The 18,545-nt window shown below is 43.1% G+C and carries 16 protein-coding genes; 6 read left to right on the forward strand and 10 right to left on the reverse strand.

The window, feature by feature from the left end; translation table 11 throughout:
• Positions 1-17 precede the first annotated feature (17 nt).
• The 3 genes from ACGEDC_RS07770 to ACGEDC_RS07780 all read right to left on the reverse strand — a co-directional run bounded on the left by ACGEDC_RS07770 (position 18) and on the right by ACGEDC_RS07780 (position 4,001).
• Positions 18-2,882, reverse strand: a complete 2,865-nt coding sequence (locus ACGEDC_RS07770; RefSeq protein WP_394497478.1) for an immune inhibitor A domain-containing protein — start codon at positions 2,880-2,882, stop codon at positions 18-20.
• Positions 2,882-3,166, reverse strand: a complete 285-nt coding sequence (locus tag ACGEDC_RS07775; protein WP_394497480.1) for a hypothetical protein — start codon at positions 3,164-3,166, stop codon at positions 2,882-2,884. The genes ACGEDC_RS07770 and ACGEDC_RS07775 overlap by 1 nt, the downstream gene beginning before the upstream one ends.
• Before the next feature lie 241 nt (positions 3,167-3,407).
• A complete protein-coding gene (locus ACGEDC_RS07780) occupies positions 3,408-4,001 on the reverse strand; it encodes a YhgN family NAAT transporter (protein ID WP_055024154.1) in 594 nt (197 codons plus the stop codon).
• Between the two features lie 225 nt (positions 4,002-4,226).
• Between ACGEDC_RS07780 and ACGEDC_RS07785 the strand changes: the two genes are divergently transcribed.
• Both ACGEDC_RS07785 and ACGEDC_RS07790 read left to right on the forward strand, forming a co-directional pair.
• Positions 4,227-5,834, forward strand: a complete 1,608-nt coding sequence (locus ACGEDC_RS07785) for a metal transporter (protein WP_394497483.1) — start codon at positions 4,227-4,229, stop codon at positions 5,832-5,834.
• A 161-nt stretch (positions 5,835-5,995) separates the two neighbouring features.
• Entirely contained in the window at positions 5,996-6,757 is a 762-nt protein-coding gene (locus tag ACGEDC_RS07790) for an NRDE family protein (protein WP_080917218.1), read from the forward strand.
• A 92-nt stretch (positions 6,758-6,849) separates the two neighbouring features.
• Here ACGEDC_RS07790 and ACGEDC_RS07795 read toward each other — a convergent pair whose 3' ends face one another.
• Positions 6,850-7,272 (reverse strand): YybH family protein, encoded by a 423-nt coding sequence (locus ACGEDC_RS07795; RefSeq protein ID WP_055024221.1) that lies wholly within the window; start codon positions 7,270-7,272, stop codon positions 6,850-6,852.
• A 574-nt stretch (positions 7,273-7,846) separates the two neighbouring features.
• Between ACGEDC_RS07795 and ACGEDC_RS07800 the strand changes: the two genes are divergently transcribed.
• Positions 7,847-8,419, forward strand: coding sequence for a lysophospholipid acyltransferase family protein (locus ACGEDC_RS07800; RefSeq protein WP_394497485.1), 573 nt, complete (start codon positions 7,847-7,849; stop codon positions 8,417-8,419).
• 27 nt (positions 8,420-8,446) lie between these two features.
• Here ACGEDC_RS07800 and ACGEDC_RS07805 read toward each other — a convergent pair whose 3' ends face one another.
• On the reverse strand, positions 8,447-9,715 hold the full coding sequence (locus ACGEDC_RS07805) for a mechanosensitive ion channel family protein (RefSeq protein ID WP_080917221.1): 1,269 nt from the start codon (positions 9,713-9,715) through the stop codon (positions 8,447-8,449).
• 227 nt (positions 9,716-9,942) lie between these two features.
• Here ACGEDC_RS07805 and ACGEDC_RS07810 point away from each other — a divergent pair, with 227 nt between their 5' ends.
• Positions 9,943-10,482 (forward strand): TonB-dependent receptor, encoded by a 540-nt coding sequence (locus ACGEDC_RS07810; protein ID WP_394497488.1) that lies wholly within the window; start codon positions 9,943-9,945, stop codon positions 10,480-10,482.
• Between the two features lie 103 nt (positions 10,483-10,585).
• Here the strand turns inward: ACGEDC_RS07810 and hutH are convergent, their stop codons facing one another.
• The 3 genes from hutH to hutC all read right to left on the reverse strand — a co-directional run bounded on the left by hutH (position 10,586) and on the right by hutC (position 14,587).
• Entirely contained in the window at positions 10,586-12,127 is a 1,542-nt protein-coding gene (gene hutH, locus ACGEDC_RS07815) for a histidine ammonia-lyase (protein WP_394497490.1), read from the reverse strand.
• Complete coding sequence (gene hutU / locus ACGEDC_RS07820; protein WP_055024147.1) at positions 12,127-13,800, reverse strand: urocanate hydratase; 1,674 nt, start codon at positions 13,798-13,800, stop codon at positions 12,127-12,129. The genes hutH and hutU overlap by 1 nt, the downstream gene beginning before the upstream one ends.
• Before the next feature lie 79 nt (positions 13,801-13,879).
• Positions 13,880-14,587, reverse strand: coding sequence for a histidine utilization repressor (gene hutC, locus ACGEDC_RS07825; protein ID WP_394498287.1), 708 nt, complete (start codon positions 14,585-14,587; stop codon positions 13,880-13,882).
• A 226-nt stretch (positions 14,588-14,813) separates the two neighbouring features.
• Between hutC and hutI the strand changes: the two genes are divergently transcribed.
• Both hutI and ACGEDC_RS07835 read left to right on the forward strand, forming a co-directional pair.
• Complete coding sequence (gene hutI / locus ACGEDC_RS07830) at positions 14,814-16,040, forward strand: imidazolonepropionase (RefSeq protein ID WP_055024146.1); 1,227 nt, start codon at positions 14,814-14,816, stop codon at positions 16,038-16,040.
• A gap of 185 nt (positions 16,041-16,225) precedes the next feature.
• Positions 16,226-16,597 (forward strand): metalloregulator ArsR/SmtB family transcription factor, encoded by a 372-nt coding sequence (locus ACGEDC_RS07835; protein ID WP_394497493.1) that lies wholly within the window; start codon positions 16,226-16,228, stop codon positions 16,595-16,597.
• 61 nt (positions 16,598-16,658) lie between these two features.
• Here ACGEDC_RS07835 and arrB read toward each other — a convergent pair whose 3' ends face one another.
• Positions 16,659-17,363, reverse strand: coding sequence for an arsenate respiratory reductase iron-sulfur subunit ArrB (gene arrB, locus ACGEDC_RS07840; protein ID WP_394497495.1), 705 nt, complete (start codon positions 17,361-17,363; stop codon positions 16,659-16,661).
• Positions 17,364-17,374: 11 nt separating this feature from the next.
• On the reverse strand, positions 17,375-18,544 hold the full coding sequence (locus ACGEDC_RS07845) for a molybdopterin dinucleotide binding domain-containing protein (RefSeq protein ID WP_394497497.1): 1,170 nt from the start codon (positions 18,542-18,544) through the stop codon (positions 17,375-17,377).
• Position 18,545: the final 1 nt, after the last annotated feature.

Genomic DNA, 18,545 nt, shown 5'->3' on the forward strand with positions numbered 1-18,545 from the left:
TATTTTACATCAGTTTATTATCTACGACTCTGCCTTTTTCGCATCAATAAACTCAGCATGAACAGTGATAACCAGCCTAGGCTACCTCCACTACTTTCACCACTATTATCGGGTGCATCTTCAACAACTGCAGGTAAGAAAAATGTCCAGGCACTTTTTTCTACATTGCCCTTTTCATCAGTAACAGTGAGTATAATCTGATATTCACCTTCAGTTGTATAAGTGTAATTAGCAGGGTTTTCACCCGTTAATGTCGTGCCATCACCCATGTCCCATGAATAATCTAATGCACCAAAGCCACCAGTTGTATTATTGGTCATTTTGACGGTCATATTATTACTGCCTACAATGGCAATAGAAAAATCAGCTGTAAGCTCAATCACCACTTCAACAATACGACTATAACTGGCACTGATACCTGTTGAGTCTGTCACGGTTAGCGTCACAACAAACCCGTTAGAACTACTATAGATATGTGTAGGATTAGCTAAATCACTGCTAGCACCAGCTTCACCAAAGTCCCAAACATAACTGTAGTCACCATCACCTCCCTGCACTGATGCGGAAAAAGCAGCCTCAAAATCAGTCACAACAACATCAAAATCCACTGTGATTTCTGGATCGTCTGGATCTGAGACAACAATATTTCTGCTGAACTCGACAGTCGCAGTTTGGCTACTGGTCGACTGAGCCGTGACATCCATACTCAAGCCTAATTGCTGTAATACCATGCCTGATTGCGGCTGAAGTGGTGCACTAAAGTCGTTACTATCGTCAAACTGACTTTGATTACTTAAATGATTATCTGAACCATAAGCCAATTGCGGATACAGGCTAAAACTTGCATCGCGCACTTGCACATCACTACTGCCATTCATAATCAAGTTTTGGTCAGCATCGACAACACCGATTAAACTATAACCTGCATGCTCACTAACATTATTGTCTTCGTAATTGCTGTTTTCTAGCCATAACAATACGCCTGGCTCATAGCCAATATTTTCTAACCCTTCGTCAAGGCCTTGATAATTGCGAAGCTGTGCAATATAGCGCTGCGGTAAGCCTGGGACGGTATCATCAATGCGAGCATAACCATCTACATTAACCGATGACACGGTTTCGGCATCATCACTGAAGATCTCACTACCTTCAGCCGTGAGTGAAATATTGTCGACTAACATCCCAAAGCCACCTACGGCTTGATCTGTGATGTAATTAATTTGCAGTTCCACACTTTGACCCGCATATGCTGATAAATCATATGTCAGCTCAACCCACGCATCGCTGCCGCTTCCACTACTGATGTCGGATGATTTCCCTGATATATAGTGATTAACATTGTTATATAGCGGATTATTAGCAGTTGTATGATTACCTGCGATTGCAACATTGTTAATCAGCACCTGGCTATAATCATAATCAACTTCGATATCCCACAATGCATAAAAACTCAGCATTAAGGGAGATTGCGCAGGCAAATCAAGATCAATCGTCATGGTATTGGTCATCATGTGACCTTTACCTGAGTAGTATTGATATTCGCCAGCATAAGGCGCTTTAAAAGCAATGTTACTTACTGGTAGCGGAATCGATAATTGATTCACTTCTTCGGCATTCACCGCACTGACAAGATCAGCACTTAAGCCTGTTTCACCAATTTCTGCCCAATTAATAGTGCGCTCATTGACCCACTTCCCCTTATAACGTTCTTGCAGGTATGAACGTGCATATGGGCTAAAACCTGACGGTTTGGTGCCAGGAATATATGTCCCACCAGCAGCTTGCCCTACCCAAGTACCTCCAGCCATTAGCGACCAGCGCCCTACTGGTGAGCCATCACCGCCGTAGCTTGTATCATATTCGTCTGGCAGACCTAGATCATGGCCAAACTCGTGGGTAATCACCCCTGAGGCTGAGTCGATAGGCTGCACGGTATAACCATAGACCTTCATTGATGTGCCAGGAATCGTGGAGCCAAATGTACTTGCGCCAACAAAAAATCGATGCGACCAAATAGCATCAGTGCCTAGCACGCCACCACCGACTTCCTCACCTAAGCTAGAATGAAAAATAACGATGTGATCGATCATGCCGTCGGCTTCATCAAGATTGCCGTTATTATTTAAATCATAAGGATCTTCAATATCAAATTGCGCAAGCTCCGCCGACGTCATACCTGCAACCGCTTTCGTAACAGCTTCCATCACCAGTTCAGGCACTGCAACATCATTGTCATTATTATTAGCATCATTACCGCCATAGTAAGCAGCATTGTTATCAGCGGTTACCCAGCCTTTAACTTCTCCGTTGAATGAGAAGGTTCCGCCAGATGCTTGATCAAAGTATTGATAAGCCGTTTGTAGGTTTTCACCGTTTGGTCCTGCAAAGCCGCGAGATGAAAATAAAATGTCTTCATAATGCGCTACAGCATAATCGCTGTAATACATTGCAGTGTCAGATGGGGTTAATTGATTATCGTTGTAAGGTAAGTCCGGAAAATCAACTAATACAGCCAAGACATTCACAGCTTTTTCAACATCACTATCGGCCAATGTTGATACTGCTGCGACATTTTGTTGCTGTTTTTTATTCGCTAAAACCTGATTAATTCGTTTTGTTTGATTTAAAGGAACCGCTAAGTTATTTGCCCGTGCTTTACGGGTAAATTCTGCAACAGCTTGCTGTTTTTGCAGCTCGGTAGCATCAGGGCTTAACTCACCACGTTTGGTAAGCCAGTAAATAATTTGCGGCTCATTGATAACACCGGCATCGGCAGGTGACGTGTATTTAACAGGCGCAGCGATTGAAGAAGCACTCAATGCTAATGACAAAGTCAGTGCTAACGGAGTAAAACCTAATTGAGAATACTTAAAACTAACCATTATAACGACTTCCCTTTGTGACATTTTTTATAGGCATCATTGCGTTTAGCAATATATTCATTAATAACAGCTTGCTGTTGTGCCTCTGTCATTTCAGGCGTGATATCACCTCGGTTTAGCAAGTTGTTTCTAATTCCTTGAGTATTTAATGGAGGTGGCGTTGCACCGCATTGTATTGTTGATATAGGGGCAGTCTGTTGTTGCGAGGCCGATTCAGGCATTGCTGCTTGATGACTACAAGCCAACAAATTTGCGCTCAAAAGTACCAATAAAGTCCGTTTCATAATTCAACTTATAACAGTGTAGATTAACTGAACATTAACAGTTATTACCCAGCGATTACAAACAGGCAGATAAGTTTTTTGTCTCCGCTCCAACGCCAATGTTCACACAGGTAGACAGCTGAGGTAACAGACTAATTATTAAGTTAATTTACAGCCCATTATCGTCAAACAGTAAAAACAAAAAAGGCCGCTATTGCGGCCTAATAATGCGTGGTTATCCTAAAACAAGATCATTTGCTGTTTATGCAGTGCTCTTCATGTAGCTCGACACACCATCTAAGAACATTTGTACAGATATCATCACTAGCACCATTCCCATTAAACGCTCTACCGCCGTCAGGCCTTTCTCGCCTAAAATTCGGGTAAAGACTTTATAGAAGAGTAATATCACCGCACTCACCCCCCAAGCAGCGACTAATGCAATAGTCCAATCTGTCATTCGTGAGCTGTCACTATGAGCAAGCAATATCAAAGCTGCTAGCACTGACGGCCCCGCCATCAAAGGAATCGCCATTGGCACAATAAAAGGTTCTTCACCCGCTGCTAAACCGACAACCCCACCAGGCTGCGGAAAAATCATTTTAATCGCAATTAAAAATAAGATAATACCACCAGCAATACTGACGGATTCTTGGCGTAAATTAAGGAAGTTGAGAATCGCCTCACCAGCAAATAAAAACAACAACATAATCGCTAAAGCAATGAGTAACTCACGTATCAATACACGGCGACGCTTTTTAGGCTCAATGTGACGCAAAATTGATGCAAAAATTGGTAAATTCCCTAACGGGTCCATGATTAAAAACAGCATCACAGCGGCTGAAAATATGTCCATTACATTTATTCTATTAATAATTAACAAAGAATCGCCATTGTATACTTAATACTGCGATTTTGGAGGTATGAGCAGTAAATTTGTTTATATACTCCCGATTTTGGCTATGCTTTACCGTGTAAATTCTGATGATGATGAATAATCAAGCACCACAAGTATTAAGTTAATCCAAATACTAGGATATACTTGATTGTTTTTTCCGTTTCTTAGATTCTTTTGGATTCCATGCTCTATCTAGTTGCCAGCTGTATCGCACTTTTATTCGGTCCGCTTTTTTATCGTTATTTCTCTTCAGGAAGTGGCTTACAAAAAGGCCTGGATGGATTTATTTTCGTCTCGTTAGGCGGATTAGTGCTAATCCACATTTTGCCTGAACTCCTTGAACATGGCGGTATCATTACCCTGTTGTTTGTCGTGTTCGGTTTATGGGGACCAACTGCCAGTGAGCGCTTATTTCATCGTTATTCTGAAATCACCCACAATGTCACGCTTACATTAGGTATTGCCGGCCTTTTGCTGCATACCATTACCGATGGCGGCGCGATGGTTTTAGCCCAGCAGGAAGGTAACTCCATATTGCTAGCCTTGGGCGTCATCATGCATCGTTTGCCTGTGGGGCTCGCTATTTGGTGGTTATTGAAACCGCAAGTTGGCACGCAATGGGCCAGTGTCGTTCTTGCCGCAATGATGGTATTAACGGGTGTTGGCTATTTTGCCGGAGAACAACTGCTACAACATTTGAGTATCGAAAATACCGTGTACCTGCAAGCATTTGTTACAGGTTCTATTTTGCACGTTGTATTACATCAACCACATGGCAATCAAAATGATGATCATCAAGGACGTTACCAATATCAAGCAGGCATTGGCAGCCTATTAGGCGTAGCCTTACTAGCAGTATTGTTGCTAGTGGATACGGGTGGCGACGCTCATAGCCACCATAGTCACGGCTCAGGGCAATTTTTAAATTGGATACTGACCATTTCGCCTATTTTGATATTAAGCTACCTTATTGCTAGCCTGCGCTTTAAGGCCGGATTAACACCGCAAAATGAGCGCCTTTCTAGCCGTTGGCTGCAACGTCTTGCTGGCCCAGAGGCTTTAATTATTACTTTGCTGTTATTGGGCCCTTGGTTTGCGATATATCAAGCAATTGGGTTACTAATCATTGGCGCATTACTCAGTCTAGGCAAGGTTGAGTTAACCGATCCACACGAAAATCTTCCGCAATCCAGTTGGCGCTTTGGTTTTGCTCATTTAGTGGATAGAAGCGCACCTTGGATTGCATTAAGCCTGATATTGGCTAATTTAATTGGTCACCCATCAGTACACCTTGAGCACCCAGCACTGCAAGTTTTCTTATTACTTGTTGTATTCCTACCTATGCGCTTTTGTAACCTAGGCGCTGCAGTATTGGCTTTATCGCTTGCGTATAGTGGTTGGCATAATGTGGCTGTGGCTTTTGCCTTAATTGCAGCGCCAGTGCTGAGTATCAGTCAACTTAAACTGATGAGTTGGACAATGCGTATCGCTCTAGCCTCTGTTATCGCTTTAGCATTATTATTCGCCAATAATTACTTGGTTGATTGGCATCAAATGCTCACCTTACCCGATACTGTTAATGTGGCTGCGGTGATCATTGTCGGGCTGATTTTTAGCGCTTGCTTGTTACGTTTAGGCCCAAGGAAGTTTCTCAGCCGTTTAATGATTCAGTTCAATGCTCATAATCATGACCATGACCACACGCACGGCCACTCACATAGCCATACACACAGTCATCAACATGATGATAGTAAACACACTGGTCATCAGCCCAAAGAGCATAAGCACTAACAACCAGCTGCGCTCTCGAGATCATCGAGAGCGCTTGTCTGTTGCAAATCAATTGCCTCTCGCTATTAACCTAATAGTGCACTTGCTCCTCAAATAAGCAAAACTTGTCCACTACGGCTTTTAGGTTATGATGAATTATCATCCTTAAAAAAGTCGAATCTATGTGCATCTTATTCATTGCTGTCGACATGCATCCTAAATGGCCACTTATCGTATGTGCCAATCGAGATGAGTTCCACCACCGACCTACCGAGCCTGCTCACTTTTGGCCACAAGATGCCACAACACAAATTTTGGCAGGTAAAGATCTTCAAGCAGGTGGAACCTGGCTTGGGGTAAATCAATTAGGCAATTTTGCAGCGCTAACTAATATTCGCCTTCAAACCAGTGAAGATGGAATGCGCAGTCGAGGCGAATTAGTACTAAAAGCGCTCGCTGATGACAATACCTTCAACCCGCAATGGCTTGCCCAACATGCTGATAACTACAGCCCTTTTAATTTGGTCTATCAATACGACAAACACTTATGGTGCTTCAATAGCGTCACGGCAGAAAATACACAACTCAAAAAAGGGTTTCATGCCATCAGTAACGGCGCATTAGATGATGTGTGGCCAAAAATGGCTAAAGGACAAATGGCACTTGAACAACATGTACTAAAACATGCCGCTCCCGACATTCCCCACATGCTTGAGCTAATGCGAGATCAAACACAAGCGCAAGACAGCAATTTACCCGATACTGGCATTGGACTTGAGTGGGAGCGGTTACTGTCGGCTATTTTCATCAAACATCCTGAATACGGTACTCGTTCCACCAGCGTAGTACTTCAAGATTGTCGCGGAAACATAGAATTGACAGAAGTGCGTTATGACGGCAAGGGAAGAAATTTAGGCCAACAGCAATTCACTATTAGCCTCTAAGCAGAAGATTACCCTTCTGACTAAAGCCGTGACAAAAATTAGCTCCTGTACATTAAAAGCTGGAGCTATTTAATGGTGTAATTAACAGGCGATCAGTCTGAAGAATGATCATGGGTAATGACCCATTTATCATCAATACGTTCGATTAATAAGGTGAATACACCACTGGGTTTATCTTTCGCTCGCTCAAGTGTCCAGCGTCCAACTACGAGTGCGGCATAATTACTGAGCATTTTGATTTCACGAACATTAAAGCTCAATTTTCCCATACGTTCTTGTGTTGGATAACTGCGTTTGTAGCTACTTAATATCGAGTCCCAGCCATAATTGTATTTACCATTAGACACAAATCGCAACTTATCGCTTTTCCAATAACCTTGCATATAGGCATCAATATCACCACTGTTCCATGCTTTTTCTTGATTCGAAATAACCGCACGGATCCTATCGGTCGGAATAGCACTATTCGCATTTACCTCATCAAGGGAAATCGAGGCAGTATCTTCAGGGTTAATATCCACGGCAGCGACGGGGGTTGTCGGCGTATAGATGTCAGGTTGCTTTTCTGCCTCGCTTTTGAGTTCATTGACAGCATCATCTTGCGCTGCAGTTGCTACTTTATCAGGCGTAGTTTCGCTTTCGACAGGCGAAATTGCCCCCGTTTCTACAACTTGATCTGTCACCGGCTTTAACGGAACCGTTTTCAGCACTTGTTCGGTTTGCTCCGCCAAAACAACATCATTGTCAGATTTAGCTGCAGTCACTTGAGTATCATCGTTAACCTTAGCGTCATTCGCGACAGCCAGTACTAGCTGCGACATACAGTATGCCATTACACTAAGGCAAAAAATTGTAAGGTGCTTCACACACTCTCCTTGTCATGACTAAGTGTTGATATTCCATTTAAGGCATGCCAACTTAGTACTTTTGTATGATTATTCTCGGCCAAATAAGCACGTTCATTATCTGACTTTCTATGAGTGACAAACTAATATCATTCACTAGCACTGCAGAATTAATCATAAAATATTTCATTATCTTATCGTTAGATTCTAACGTAAATAGTAACAATAAACTGGAAAATACCCCATGTTTCGCAAATTTTGTTTATGGATTCTCAAAATAAATCACTGGCAATTTGAAGGGAGCGCACCACATCAAGGGCAGTTCATTATGGTCGTTGGCCCACATACCAGTAATTGGGATTTCATCATTGGTATTATTGCCCGTTTCGCCTTAGGTATTAAAATTCACTTTCTAGGCAAACATCAATTGTTTTTACCCCCTTGGGGCTGGTTCTTTAAATTATTAGGTGGCAGTCCAGTAGACCGAAGGAAAAATAACAATATGGTTGATGCCGCTGTGGCATTGTTTGCAGCAGATCCACAATATAAATTGGCATTAGCTCCTGAAGGGACTCGAAGCCCTGTCACACGTTGGAAAACTGGCTTTTATCATATTGCCGCAAAAGCCAAAGTTCCGATAATTACTGTCGGCCTCGACTTTGCTCGTAAAACCATTGTGATTAATCAACCGATGAATACCAGTGACGATATGACCGCAGATATGAATCAAATTTTGGATTTTTTTCGAGGAATTTCAGGTCAGCACCCTAAAGTTATTCCAGAATACATACCTGCAAAAACAAAAAAGTCGAGCTAGTTAAGCTCGACTTTATGCGTAATGAGATTAATGTGCAGCGCTTTCAGGCTTGATGCTGCGAATATCTTCACCTGTCGGATTTTGGAATGCTTTCAAGCCAAATTCTGGCAGAATAGCAAAAATATGATCAAATATATCCGCTTGTATTCCCTCATAAAATGCCCAACGAGTATCATTGGTAAACACATACAGCTCAATCGGTAAACCTTGAGTCGTTGGCGCTAATTGGCGCACCATTAAGGTCATATCCTTATGAAGTTTATTATTATTTTTAAGGTAAGCATCTAAATAAGCACGGAAAGTCCCGACATTGGTTAATCGTCTGCCATTCACTGGCATTTCAATATCGCTCACTTGTTCATTCGCATGGTTAATTTCAGACACCATTTTCGGGAAATAGTCTTTTAAGTAGTTCACCTTAGATAACCGCGTCATATCTTCTTCGGTTAAAAAGTGAATACTATTAACGTCGATATTGAGTGAGCGCTTGATTCGGCGCCCGCCCTTTTCTGACATTCCACGCCAATTTTTAAACGCATCAGACACCAATGCATAAGCTGGGATCATCGTGATCGTGTTATCCCAATTACGCACCTTCACGGTATTTAAAGAGACCTCGTCAACAGCACCGTCGGCGCCGTATTTATCCATTTGGATCCAGTCACCTTTACTCACCATGCGGTTAGCTGCAAGCTGAATACCTGCAACAAACCCTAAAATGGTATCTCTAAATACCAACATCACTAAACCTGTCGCGACACCTAAACCACTCAAGAAATAGATTGGCGACTGATCCGCAATAACAGAGATTGAAATGATAAAACCAATAAAGAAGAGAAACAGTTTAAAAAGTTGCACGAAACTTTTAACCGGTAGTCGGCGACTAATCTGTCTGACATCGGCAATTTCATTCACAGCATCAAGGCATGAATAAATAGCTCGGATAACAAAAATAACCACGAGAACACTCATGGCTCGGTCAATAATAGTGCCAAGCAAGTCTTGGTGAGTCAGAATAATGGGTATCAACAAATCTAATACCATTATGGGGATCAATAGCGCTAACTTCTCCAATACGCCGTAGCGCATAAAGATATCATCCCAAGTCACTGCTGACTTACGGATCATGGCATTGACCGCTTTCACAAACACCTTTCGAGTAATGTAATAAGCAATCGCTGCAATCAGTAGACTAGCAAACAATAAAATTGAGGTTGCGAGGCCATCTGACGGCTGGCTATTTACCCCAACTTCTAATAACCATGCGGCGATATCTGAACGTAACTCGTTATCCACTATTGATTCCTTTAGCACTTGAAAACACTGACTAACATAGCATATTTCTCGCAAGATCAATGATAATCAATTATATGACACTGACACATAAAACCGCTCACTGACATGAAACAAATCGCTAACAATTAACCCAAAATCAACGACAATGTCGTGAAAGATACGCGCAATTATTGACCTCCAGCCTTTAGCAACTAACAATAGCGCCATCTAATCAGGTAGAGGTTTACATGAAACAAATTTGGCTCACTTTACTATTCACTTTTAGCTTAGTCGCATATAGCCAACACGCCCAAGCAAGCACAGAGGAACCTCAACAGTTCAAGCCTTCTGTTGCCCTATTAGTCGACTATATTGATACTCGTGGTGACATGTTTGGTGTCACTATTGCAGCCAAACACTTTGACCCTGATTATGCGGATTGGGGATACTATATCGGCTATGCATGGGGCAGTGAGTACGATATTGATGTTCCAGAACCTGGCGAAGGCTATGCTAAAGAGTACATGTGGCGTTTTGGTTTGAGCTATAGCTTAACTCAAGATTTAAGTGTGTACGCTGGCGCCACGGCGCTTATCTACGAAGAAAACACCACAGATAATATCGTCCCACTGATTGTTGGTGCTGAGCCTGTTTGGGAGCGTGAACGTCAAAAGGACTGGGGAGCGGAAGTCGGCCTCAGATACACCATTATGAATGGCTTTGTGATTGGCGCAGGTTACGATACCAACTCAGAAGCAGCGGTCATATCCATTGGTGTCACCATGTAATATTTCCCCAATAAAAATCCCTAATAAAAATCTCTAATAAAAAGGACCTTGCGGTCCTTTTTGTTATCACTCTCACTTAGTCAACGCACTACATCATCGACATTTAAAAGCTCGCCAATAAACCAGCAGGAAGATAACGGTTAAAACTCGCGCTATATAGCAAGTCTGTTGCATTATCGATATCAGGCGCAAAGAAACGGTCTTTATCATAATACTCAACAACTTCGCGTAACTGCGCTTTCGCACTCGCTACAGCTTTACTTGGCTGTAATGGCTTGCGGAAATCAAGCCCTTGCGCCGCAGCAAGTAATTCAACCGCCAATACACCTCGTGTATTTTCAGACATATCACGCAAACGTCGAGCAGCAAATGTAGCCATCGAAACATGATCTTCTTGGTTGGCAGACGTCGGCAGACTGTCTACTGATGCTGGGTGAGCATAAGTTTTGTTCTCTGATGCCAGCGCCGCAGCTGTCACTTGAGCAATCATAAAGCCAGAGTTAACCCCACCATTTTCCACCAAAAATGGCGGTAGTTTTGACAAGCTAGAGTCAATCAGTAGCGCAATACGACGCTCAGCTATCGATCCCAGTTCGGCGATGGCAATAGCAAGGTTATCGGCCGCCATAGCAACAGGCTCCGCATGGAAGTTACCACCAGAGATAATATCGCCTGTATCTTGGAATACTAATGGGTTGTCAGTCACACCATTAGATTCAACCGCTAACACCTCAGCCGCATGACGTATTTGGGTTAAGCATGCCCCTAATACCTGTGGCTGGCAGCGCAGTGAATAGGGATCTTGTACTTTTTCGCAATCAACATGGCTTTGGCTAATCTCAGACTCATCACCTAGCAAATGACGGAAAATAGCTGCTGAGTCAATTTGACCTTTTTGGCCTCGTGCAGCATGAATACGTGCATCAAATGGACTGCGACTGCCCATGGCAGCCTCGACACTCATTGCACCAATCACGGAACTGGCAGCAAAGAGGTCTTCAGCGTGGAATAACCCTTCAAGCGCCAATGCTGTTGATGCTTGGGTGCCATTTAATAAAGCTAAACCTTCTTTAGCAGCGAGCTCAATTGGCTCAAGCCCAGCAATTTCAAGCCCTTCTGTCGCTGTGATGATTTGACCTTGGTAGCTCATTTCACCTTCACCAAGTAACGGCAAACACATATGTGACAAGGGGGCTAAGTCACCTGATGCACCAACTGAGCCTTTTTCAGGAATACATGGATAAACACCCACATTGACCAACTGAATAAGAAAGTTAATCACTTCTAAACGAATACCTGAAAAACCACGGCTCAGAGAGTTAATCTTCAGTACCATCATCAATCGCACAGTGGCATCTTGCATATATTGCCCAGTACCAGCTGCATGAGAAAGCACGATAGAGCGCTGCAGTAATTGCAAATCTTCTGGCGCGATTTTAGTGTTGGCTAATAAGCCAAAGCCCGTATTAATGCCATAAACCGTGCGACCTTCATCTAAAACTTGTTGCACTAACCCAGCACTGATATTGATGTCTGCAATCGCTTCATCTGCTAAGGTGATGTTCACTGAAGCACGGCTAATTTTACGTAACTGAGCCAGTGATAGCGTACCTGGGTTCAGTAATAATCTATGTTGTACCGTCATTACTTCACTCCTTGCATTGGTAAATCTAGACCTTGCTCTTTCGCGCAATCAATGGCGATATCGTAACCAGCATCAGCATGTCGCATAACACCTGTTGCTGGGTCATTCCACAACACGCGTCCTAAACGCGCAGCAGCGTCATCACTGCCATCTGCCACAATCACCACACCAGAATGTTGACTAAAGCCCATACCAACGCCACCTCCATGGTGCAGCGACACCCAAGTTGCGCCGCTAGCAGTATTTAATAAAGCATTCATTAGTGGCCAGTCTGATACAGCATCAGAGCCATCAAGCATCGATTCCGTTTCACGGTTTGGACTAGCAACAGAGCCAGAGTCAAGATGATCACGTCCAATCACAATCGGCGCAGATAATTCACCATTTTTCACCATTTCGTTAAATGCTAAGGCTAAACGTGCACGGTCTTTTAGCCCTACCCAGCAAATTCGCGCCGGTAACCCTTGAAACTCAATACGCTCACGGGCCATATCTAACCAATTATGCAAATGCGGGTTATCAGGAATTAACTCTTTTACCTTGGCATCGGTTTTATAAATATCTTCAGGATCACCAGATAAAGCGACCCAACGGAAAGGGCCAATCCCTTCACAAAATAATGGACGCACATATGCAGGAACAAAACCTGGGAAATCAAAGGCATTTTCAACACCTTCTTCAAATGCCATCTGACGAATGTTATTACCGTAATCGGTGGTAGCCGCGCCTGCTGCTTGCAGCGCTAGCATCGCGTTAACTTGAACAGCCATCGATTGTTTAGCCGCTTTAACTACAGCAGATTCGTCAGTTTTACGCATTTCAGCAGCGTGCTCTAACGTCCAGCCTTGAGGCAAATAACCATTTAATGGATCGTGCGCAGATGTTTGGTCAGTGACCACATCTGGCGTCACACCGCGCTCAACTAATTCCGCAAAAATGTCAGCAGCATTAGCGAGTAGTCCTACAGAAACAGGTTTGCCAATGGCATTAGCTTCATCAATCATGGCCAAAGCCTCATCTAATGAGGTCGCTTTCTTATCCACATAACGAGTGCGCAGACGGAAATCAATACGCGTTTCATCGACTTCACATGCCAATACTGAATAACCCGCCATGGTGCCAGCAAGGGGTTGTGCGCCGCCCATACCACCCAGGCCGCCCGTTAAAATCCACTTACCTGCTGCATTGCCTTCAAAGTGCTGTTTTGCCATCGCGACAAAGGTCTCGTAAGTGCCTTGAACAATCCCTTGAGTACCAATATAAATCCACGAGCCTGCGGTCATTTGGCCGTACATTGCCAAGCCTTTTTTATCCAGCTCGTTGAAGTGCTCCCAATTAGCCCAGTGCGGAACCAAGTTTGAGTTAGCAATAATCACTCTCGGAGCATTGTCATGGGTTTTAAATACGCCAACAGGTTTACCAGACTGAACAAGTAAGGTTTCATCGTCTTCAAGACGTTGAAGCACTTCAATAATTTTGTCATAGCATTGCCAATCACGAGCTGCGCGGCCAATACCGCCATAAACCACTAAGTCTTCAGGTCGCTCAGCAACATCTGGGTGTAAGTTATTCATTAACATCCGCATTGCAGCTTCAGTTAACCAGCTTTTACAGGCGAGTGTCGTGCCGTGAGGTGCGATAATATTACGGCTAGGGTCGTGTCTATTACTCATTATATTTCCTTCAATTATCTTCAACTGTTAACACTCAAAGGTGCTAAAGCCTGACTTTTTTGTTTTTAGAAATGACAATTTATCGGTTAAACGTTAAATGACCACCTAGTCTGAATTGACTGCCGGGGTGAGTTAATCGAGCAAAACTCACCACCCCTTTTCGAGACCAAGTGCGACGTAAAATTTGTAAGCAAGGTTCTGTAGGCTCAATGGCTAAACGCTGTTGGGTTTGCTCATTGGCAATAACGGCTTCAATGGTATGGCGAGCTTCGGTTAAGGGAGCGACTTTAGATAAATACTCATGAGGCGTAAGCAGATTGAAATCTTGTTTTAAATAGTCGGGGATCATTTGCGGATTCACATAACGCTCTTCCACTTGCAAAGGTTTATCTTGTTCGCAATGCACCAAAACTGAATAAAATACTGGGCTGCCTTCTTCAAGCCCTAACGAGATAGCCACTGCACTGGGTGCACTTACTTGTGTCAATTCAAGTTGCTTAACACTGTAGCCATGCCCCCTGTCTTTAATCTCATCAGCAATATTGCGAATGGCTAATAACGAAGACTGCGATTTAAGCCCCGCAACAAAAGTACCTAATCCTTGACTGCGCTCTAACACCCCGGATTCCACCAATTCTGTTAATGCACGACGTGCGGTCATTCGACTACAATCAAACAACTCAGTTAACTGGTTTTCAGAAGGCACGCGATCATTCTCTTGCCATTCACCCGCTTCAATGCGCGCTAAAATGTACTGCTTAATTTGTGCAAATTTTGCTAGTGCCATCGTCTTATCCATTTGAGTAAAATGTGTTGTAGTTGCACGCGCTAGAGGGTTATTAGTGGCAAGCGATAGGGTTTTCATGAATAGAACTGCCTAAAACTTGCTTATTTTGGTGAATTAACCCACGTAACGATTAAAAACTCGGCGTTAACCTTACCTTGTATATACAAGTTAAAACAAGTATTGTTTTGCCTTAATCGAATAATTAATTTTACGCTCAGGAGTTGCCATGTCGTGGGACCACGTTTGGATTGACGTTAATATTGCTACTATGGATCCAGATAATTCAGCAGCTTATGGCGCTATCACTGATGCCGCTATTGCAGTTAAAGACGGCAAAATTGCTTGGCTTGGACCGCGCAAAGAATTACCTGACTTTGATGTATTTGATATGCCCGTATATCGTGGTCGTGGCGGATGGATAACCCCTGGCCTTATTGATGCCCATACTCATTTAGTGTTCGCAGGCAACCGTGCCAACGAGTTTGAAATGCGACTTGAAGGCGCAAGCTATGAAGATATTGCTCGTGCTGGAGGAGGTATCATTTCGACAGTAAATGCTTGCCGTGAAGCGGAAGAAGCTGAATTATTCGATCTCGGCCGTCAACGCCTCAATGCCCTAGCCAAAGAAGGGGTGACGACAGTTGAGATTAAATCAGGCTACGGATTAAATACCGAGACTGAAGTCAAATTACTCAAGGTTGCACGTGAACTAGGGCGCAATCATCATGTCGATGTAAAAACAACTTTTCTTGGCGCTCATGCTATTCCACCAGAATATAAACATGATACAGAGGCCTATGTGGATCTCGTCATTAACGAGATGTTGCCTGCCGTTATTGAACAAAACCTTGCTGATGCAGCTGATGTTTTTTGTGAAAACATTGCCTTCAACCTTGACCAAACAGAGCGAGTATTAACTGCCGCAAAAACGGCAGGCCTCGAAATAAAACTTCATGCCGAGCAACTGTCTAATATGGGCGGTTCGATGATGGCCGCTAAGTTGGGCGCAAAATCAGTCGATCATATTGAATACCTCGATGAAGCTGGCGTTAAAGCACTTGCAGAAAGTGGCACCTGCGCCACCTTGCTACCTGGAGCATTTTATTTTCTGCGTGAAACGAAAATGCCACCGATTGAACTATTACGTCAATATAACGTGCCGATTGTGGTTGCTAGCGACTTTAACCCTGGCTCATCGCCTATTTGTTCCACCTTATTGATGTTGAACATGGCTTGCACTTTATTCAAACTCACCCCAGAAGAAGCATTAAAAGGAATAACGGTAAACGCAGCCAAAGCGTTAGGAATAGAACAAAATGTTGGTATGCTTGCACAAGGTATGCAGGCCGATTTCTGTCTTTGGGATATTGCCACACCAGCTCAATTGGCCTACGCCTATGGAGTGAATCCGTGTAAAGATGTCGTCAAAAATGGTGTGCTAGTTCATCAATAATCCTGCATTAATATCAACATCTGAAGAGGGAATTAGTACTCCCTCTTATTGGGTTATAGTTGGTCTATAGTTGGTCTTTAGCCGCTCTATAGGCTCACTACAACTCGCATCAGCTCAATATTTTTGAATTGACTAAATGGCCTAAAACTCATAAGGTGACCAAAATTTTTCAACCTGTTTAGACCATGACTTCTCAGCTAACACCCATTGGCCTTTTTAAATCTTTATCAGACCCAATACGTCTATCAATTGTGATGCTCTTAATTGCAGAAAAAGAGCTATGTGTGTGTGAATTTACCGAAGCACTTGATGAAATACAGCCTAAAATATCCCGTAATCTTGCTCTACTAAAAACAGCGGGTCTTGTGGTAAACCGTCGACAGGGGCAATGGATTTATTATTCTATCAATACGCAGCTGCCATCTTGGGTAAAAACAGTATTATCAGAAACCTATAATGGCAATAAATCACTGGTTGCGAGCCCGTTAGCAAAACTCAATTTAGTCGGTAAAAATGAAGATAGACCTCAAATATTATGTTGTGGTTCGACAAAATAAATAACAGAAAATACGAAAAAGAGATGCTGGCGAACCTAGCATCTCTTTTTCTACAGTAACGTTAATACAGGGTTTTGACATTAAAGCTGCGAATGTAATACACATTCGGTTTAGTACCAGCATCAATATTCAATTGTTGTGAAGGGGTCATTTTTATCAAACATGCCGCCTCACTACTTGGGTCGTCAAAGTCTCCAAATACTCTTGCACCTGATGGGCATGCCGTCACACAAGCTGGGCTCAATCCCTTATCTAATCGATGATCACACAAGGTACACTTTTCAGTGGTTCTTCTTGGGCGAACTTCAGGATAGGTATCACCACGCTCAGGATTCATATACGGGAAGGTTTTAATATCCACCTTCTTCAATAACCCATGTGGAGAAGCTGTCGCCCCCGCCACTAAGGCTTCATCATTTTGCCAATCACGGTGCGGTACTTGTTTGTTATAGCTAATCACGCCATATGGACAAGCACGTTCACACTTCCTGCAACCAATACATTTATCATTATCTTGCAGCGTTAATCCACGCTTGTCTTTATACATTGCACCTGTTGGACACACTTCAACACAGGCAGCATTAGTACAGTGATTACACATAGTTGGAATATAGCTGTACTTCACATCAGGGAAGCGCCCTTCTGTTTTAGTAATATGATCCGACCATTTGACGCCATCAGCAGTGTTATTTTCGGTTTTACAGGCTAAATCACAGCCACCGCAACCTACGCATTTTTGTAGGTCAATTACCATTCCGAGTCTCATAATCTCTTACCTCAGGCTTTTTTTACGTTAATGCGAATATGGCCATAGAAAGCAGATGCCCCACTTAATCTGTCATATCTATCTGCGATGATGTCGTTGTTTGAACCACCTCTCGCTTCTTTACTAAATGTTTTGCTCGCATGGCGGCCATAAGCCCAATGCCCTTGACCAAAACATTTAGCCACAGTGCCAGGTCTCACTCCTTCCCAAAGCGCGACGGTACATGTCAATTCACCTACAGGGCTGGTAACCACAATCGCATCACCGGTTTTAAGGCCGAGCTTTTCACCATCTATCGGGTTAATCTTTGCCGTGTCTTCGTTGGCAATATCCCCAGGGTCGACATCTTTAAATTCATGGAACCATGGTGTATTAGCTGAGCGGCCTTCTTTGCTTAAACGAGATTTTTGATCCACTAGCAGTAATGGATATTGTTTCTCGTCACCAAAGCGATAAGGATCTTCGTAATGCGGTACAAATACCTCTTTTCCTCTTGCATGGTAGTCACACGCTTTCATTACTTCATCAACACTCACGTGATGATTTTTTGCATGCTTGTTGAGGGCTTTTTCGAGGGTTTTACTGTAAAACTCAAACTTGTGGGTTTCGGTTTTAAACTTACCCCAGCGGCTTTTGAGTTCATAAGGATGACTGTTCCACACGCCTTTATCGGTAAATTCTTTCCAAGACGTCATGTTGTCACCATATTTGGCAGCACCGTCAGTCCACAATGGTGACGTCACGTATTTCACCAATAACTCACCAAAGTCTTTTTCAGTTTTTGCAGGCTGCTTCGTTTCTGGGTCCAGTAACTGCTCGTTGATATAACGCCAAGGCATATCAAACCCTTTATCAGCCAGTTTTTTTGCTAATAAATAAGGGATTTCTGACTCATCGTCTTTGGTATTCCATAAACGATCTATCGACGGTTGCTGTACCGATACTTGATGGACACCATTACCAATAGAATCCAATACGCCCCACTTTTCAAACATATGATGGTTAGCAGGTAATATGATGTCTGCAAACCAACTGAATTCTGAAATATTGGTGGTCACATGAGCCATAAAGTCGAGTTGGCTTAATGCTTCATTCCAACGCTGGCCTTCAGGTGATGAGAAATTAAAGTTGTTGAAGTATGCCAACATGACTTTAATGTCATACGGATCAGCACTTAGCATG

Source organism: Shewanella sp. ENK2, assembly GCF_043568515.1.
GTDB classification, from domain to species: Bacteria; Pseudomonadota; Gammaproteobacteria; order Enterobacterales; family Shewanellaceae; genus Shewanella; species Shewanella japonica.

Bases quoted from the DNA above. Each gene is read 5' to 3' on its own strand.
- hutU (WP_055024147.1), bottom strand. From the start codon at position 13,800: ATGAGTAATAGACACGACCCTAGCCGTAATATTATCGCACCTCACGGC.
- hutI (WP_055024146.1), top strand. From the start codon at position 14,814: ATGTCGTGGGACCACGTTTGGATTGACGTTAATATTGCTACTATGGAT.
- hutH (WP_394497490.1), bottom strand. From the start codon at position 12,127: ATGACGGTACAACATAGATTATTACTGAACCCAGGTACGCTATCACTG.
- ACGEDC_RS07835 (WP_394497493.1), top strand. From the start codon at position 16,226: ATGACTTCTCAGCTAACACCCATTGGCCTTTTTAAATCTTTATCAGAC.
- ACGEDC_RS07845 (WP_394497497.1), bottom strand. From the start codon at position 18,544: ATGCTAAGTGCTGATCCGTATGACATTAAAGTCATGTTGGCATACTTC.
- arrB (WP_394497495.1), bottom strand. From the start codon at position 17,363: ATGAGACTCGGAATGGTAATTGACCTACAAAAATGCGTAGGTTGCGGT.
- ACGEDC_RS07780 (WP_055024154.1), bottom strand. From the start codon at position 4,001: ATGGACATATTTTCAGCCGCTGTGATGCTGTTTTTAATCATGGACCCG.
- ACGEDC_RS07775 (WP_394497480.1), bottom strand. From the start codon at position 3,166: ATGAAACGGACTTTATTGGTACTTTTGAGCGCAAATTTGTTGGCTTGT.
- ACGEDC_RS07790 (WP_080917218.1), top strand. From the start codon at position 5,996: ATGTGCATCTTATTCATTGCTGTCGACATGCATCCTAAATGGCCACTT.
- hutC (WP_394498287.1), bottom strand. From the start codon at position 14,587: ATGGCACTAGCAAAATTTGCACAAATTAAGCAGTACATTTTAGCGCGC.
- ACGEDC_RS07770 (WP_394497478.1), bottom strand. From the start codon at position 2,882: ATGGTTAGTTTTAAGTATTCTCAATTAGGTTTTACTCCGTTAGCACTG.
- ACGEDC_RS07800 (WP_394497485.1), top strand. From the start codon at position 7,847: ATGTTTCGCAAATTTTGTTTATGGATTCTCAAAATAAATCACTGGCAA.
- ACGEDC_RS07810 (WP_394497488.1), top strand. From the start codon at position 9,943: ATGAAACAAATTTGGCTCACTTTACTATTCACTTTTAGCTTAGTCGCA.
- ACGEDC_RS07785 (WP_394497483.1), top strand. From the start codon at position 4,227: ATGCTCTATCTAGTTGCCAGCTGTATCGCACTTTTATTCGGTCCGCTT.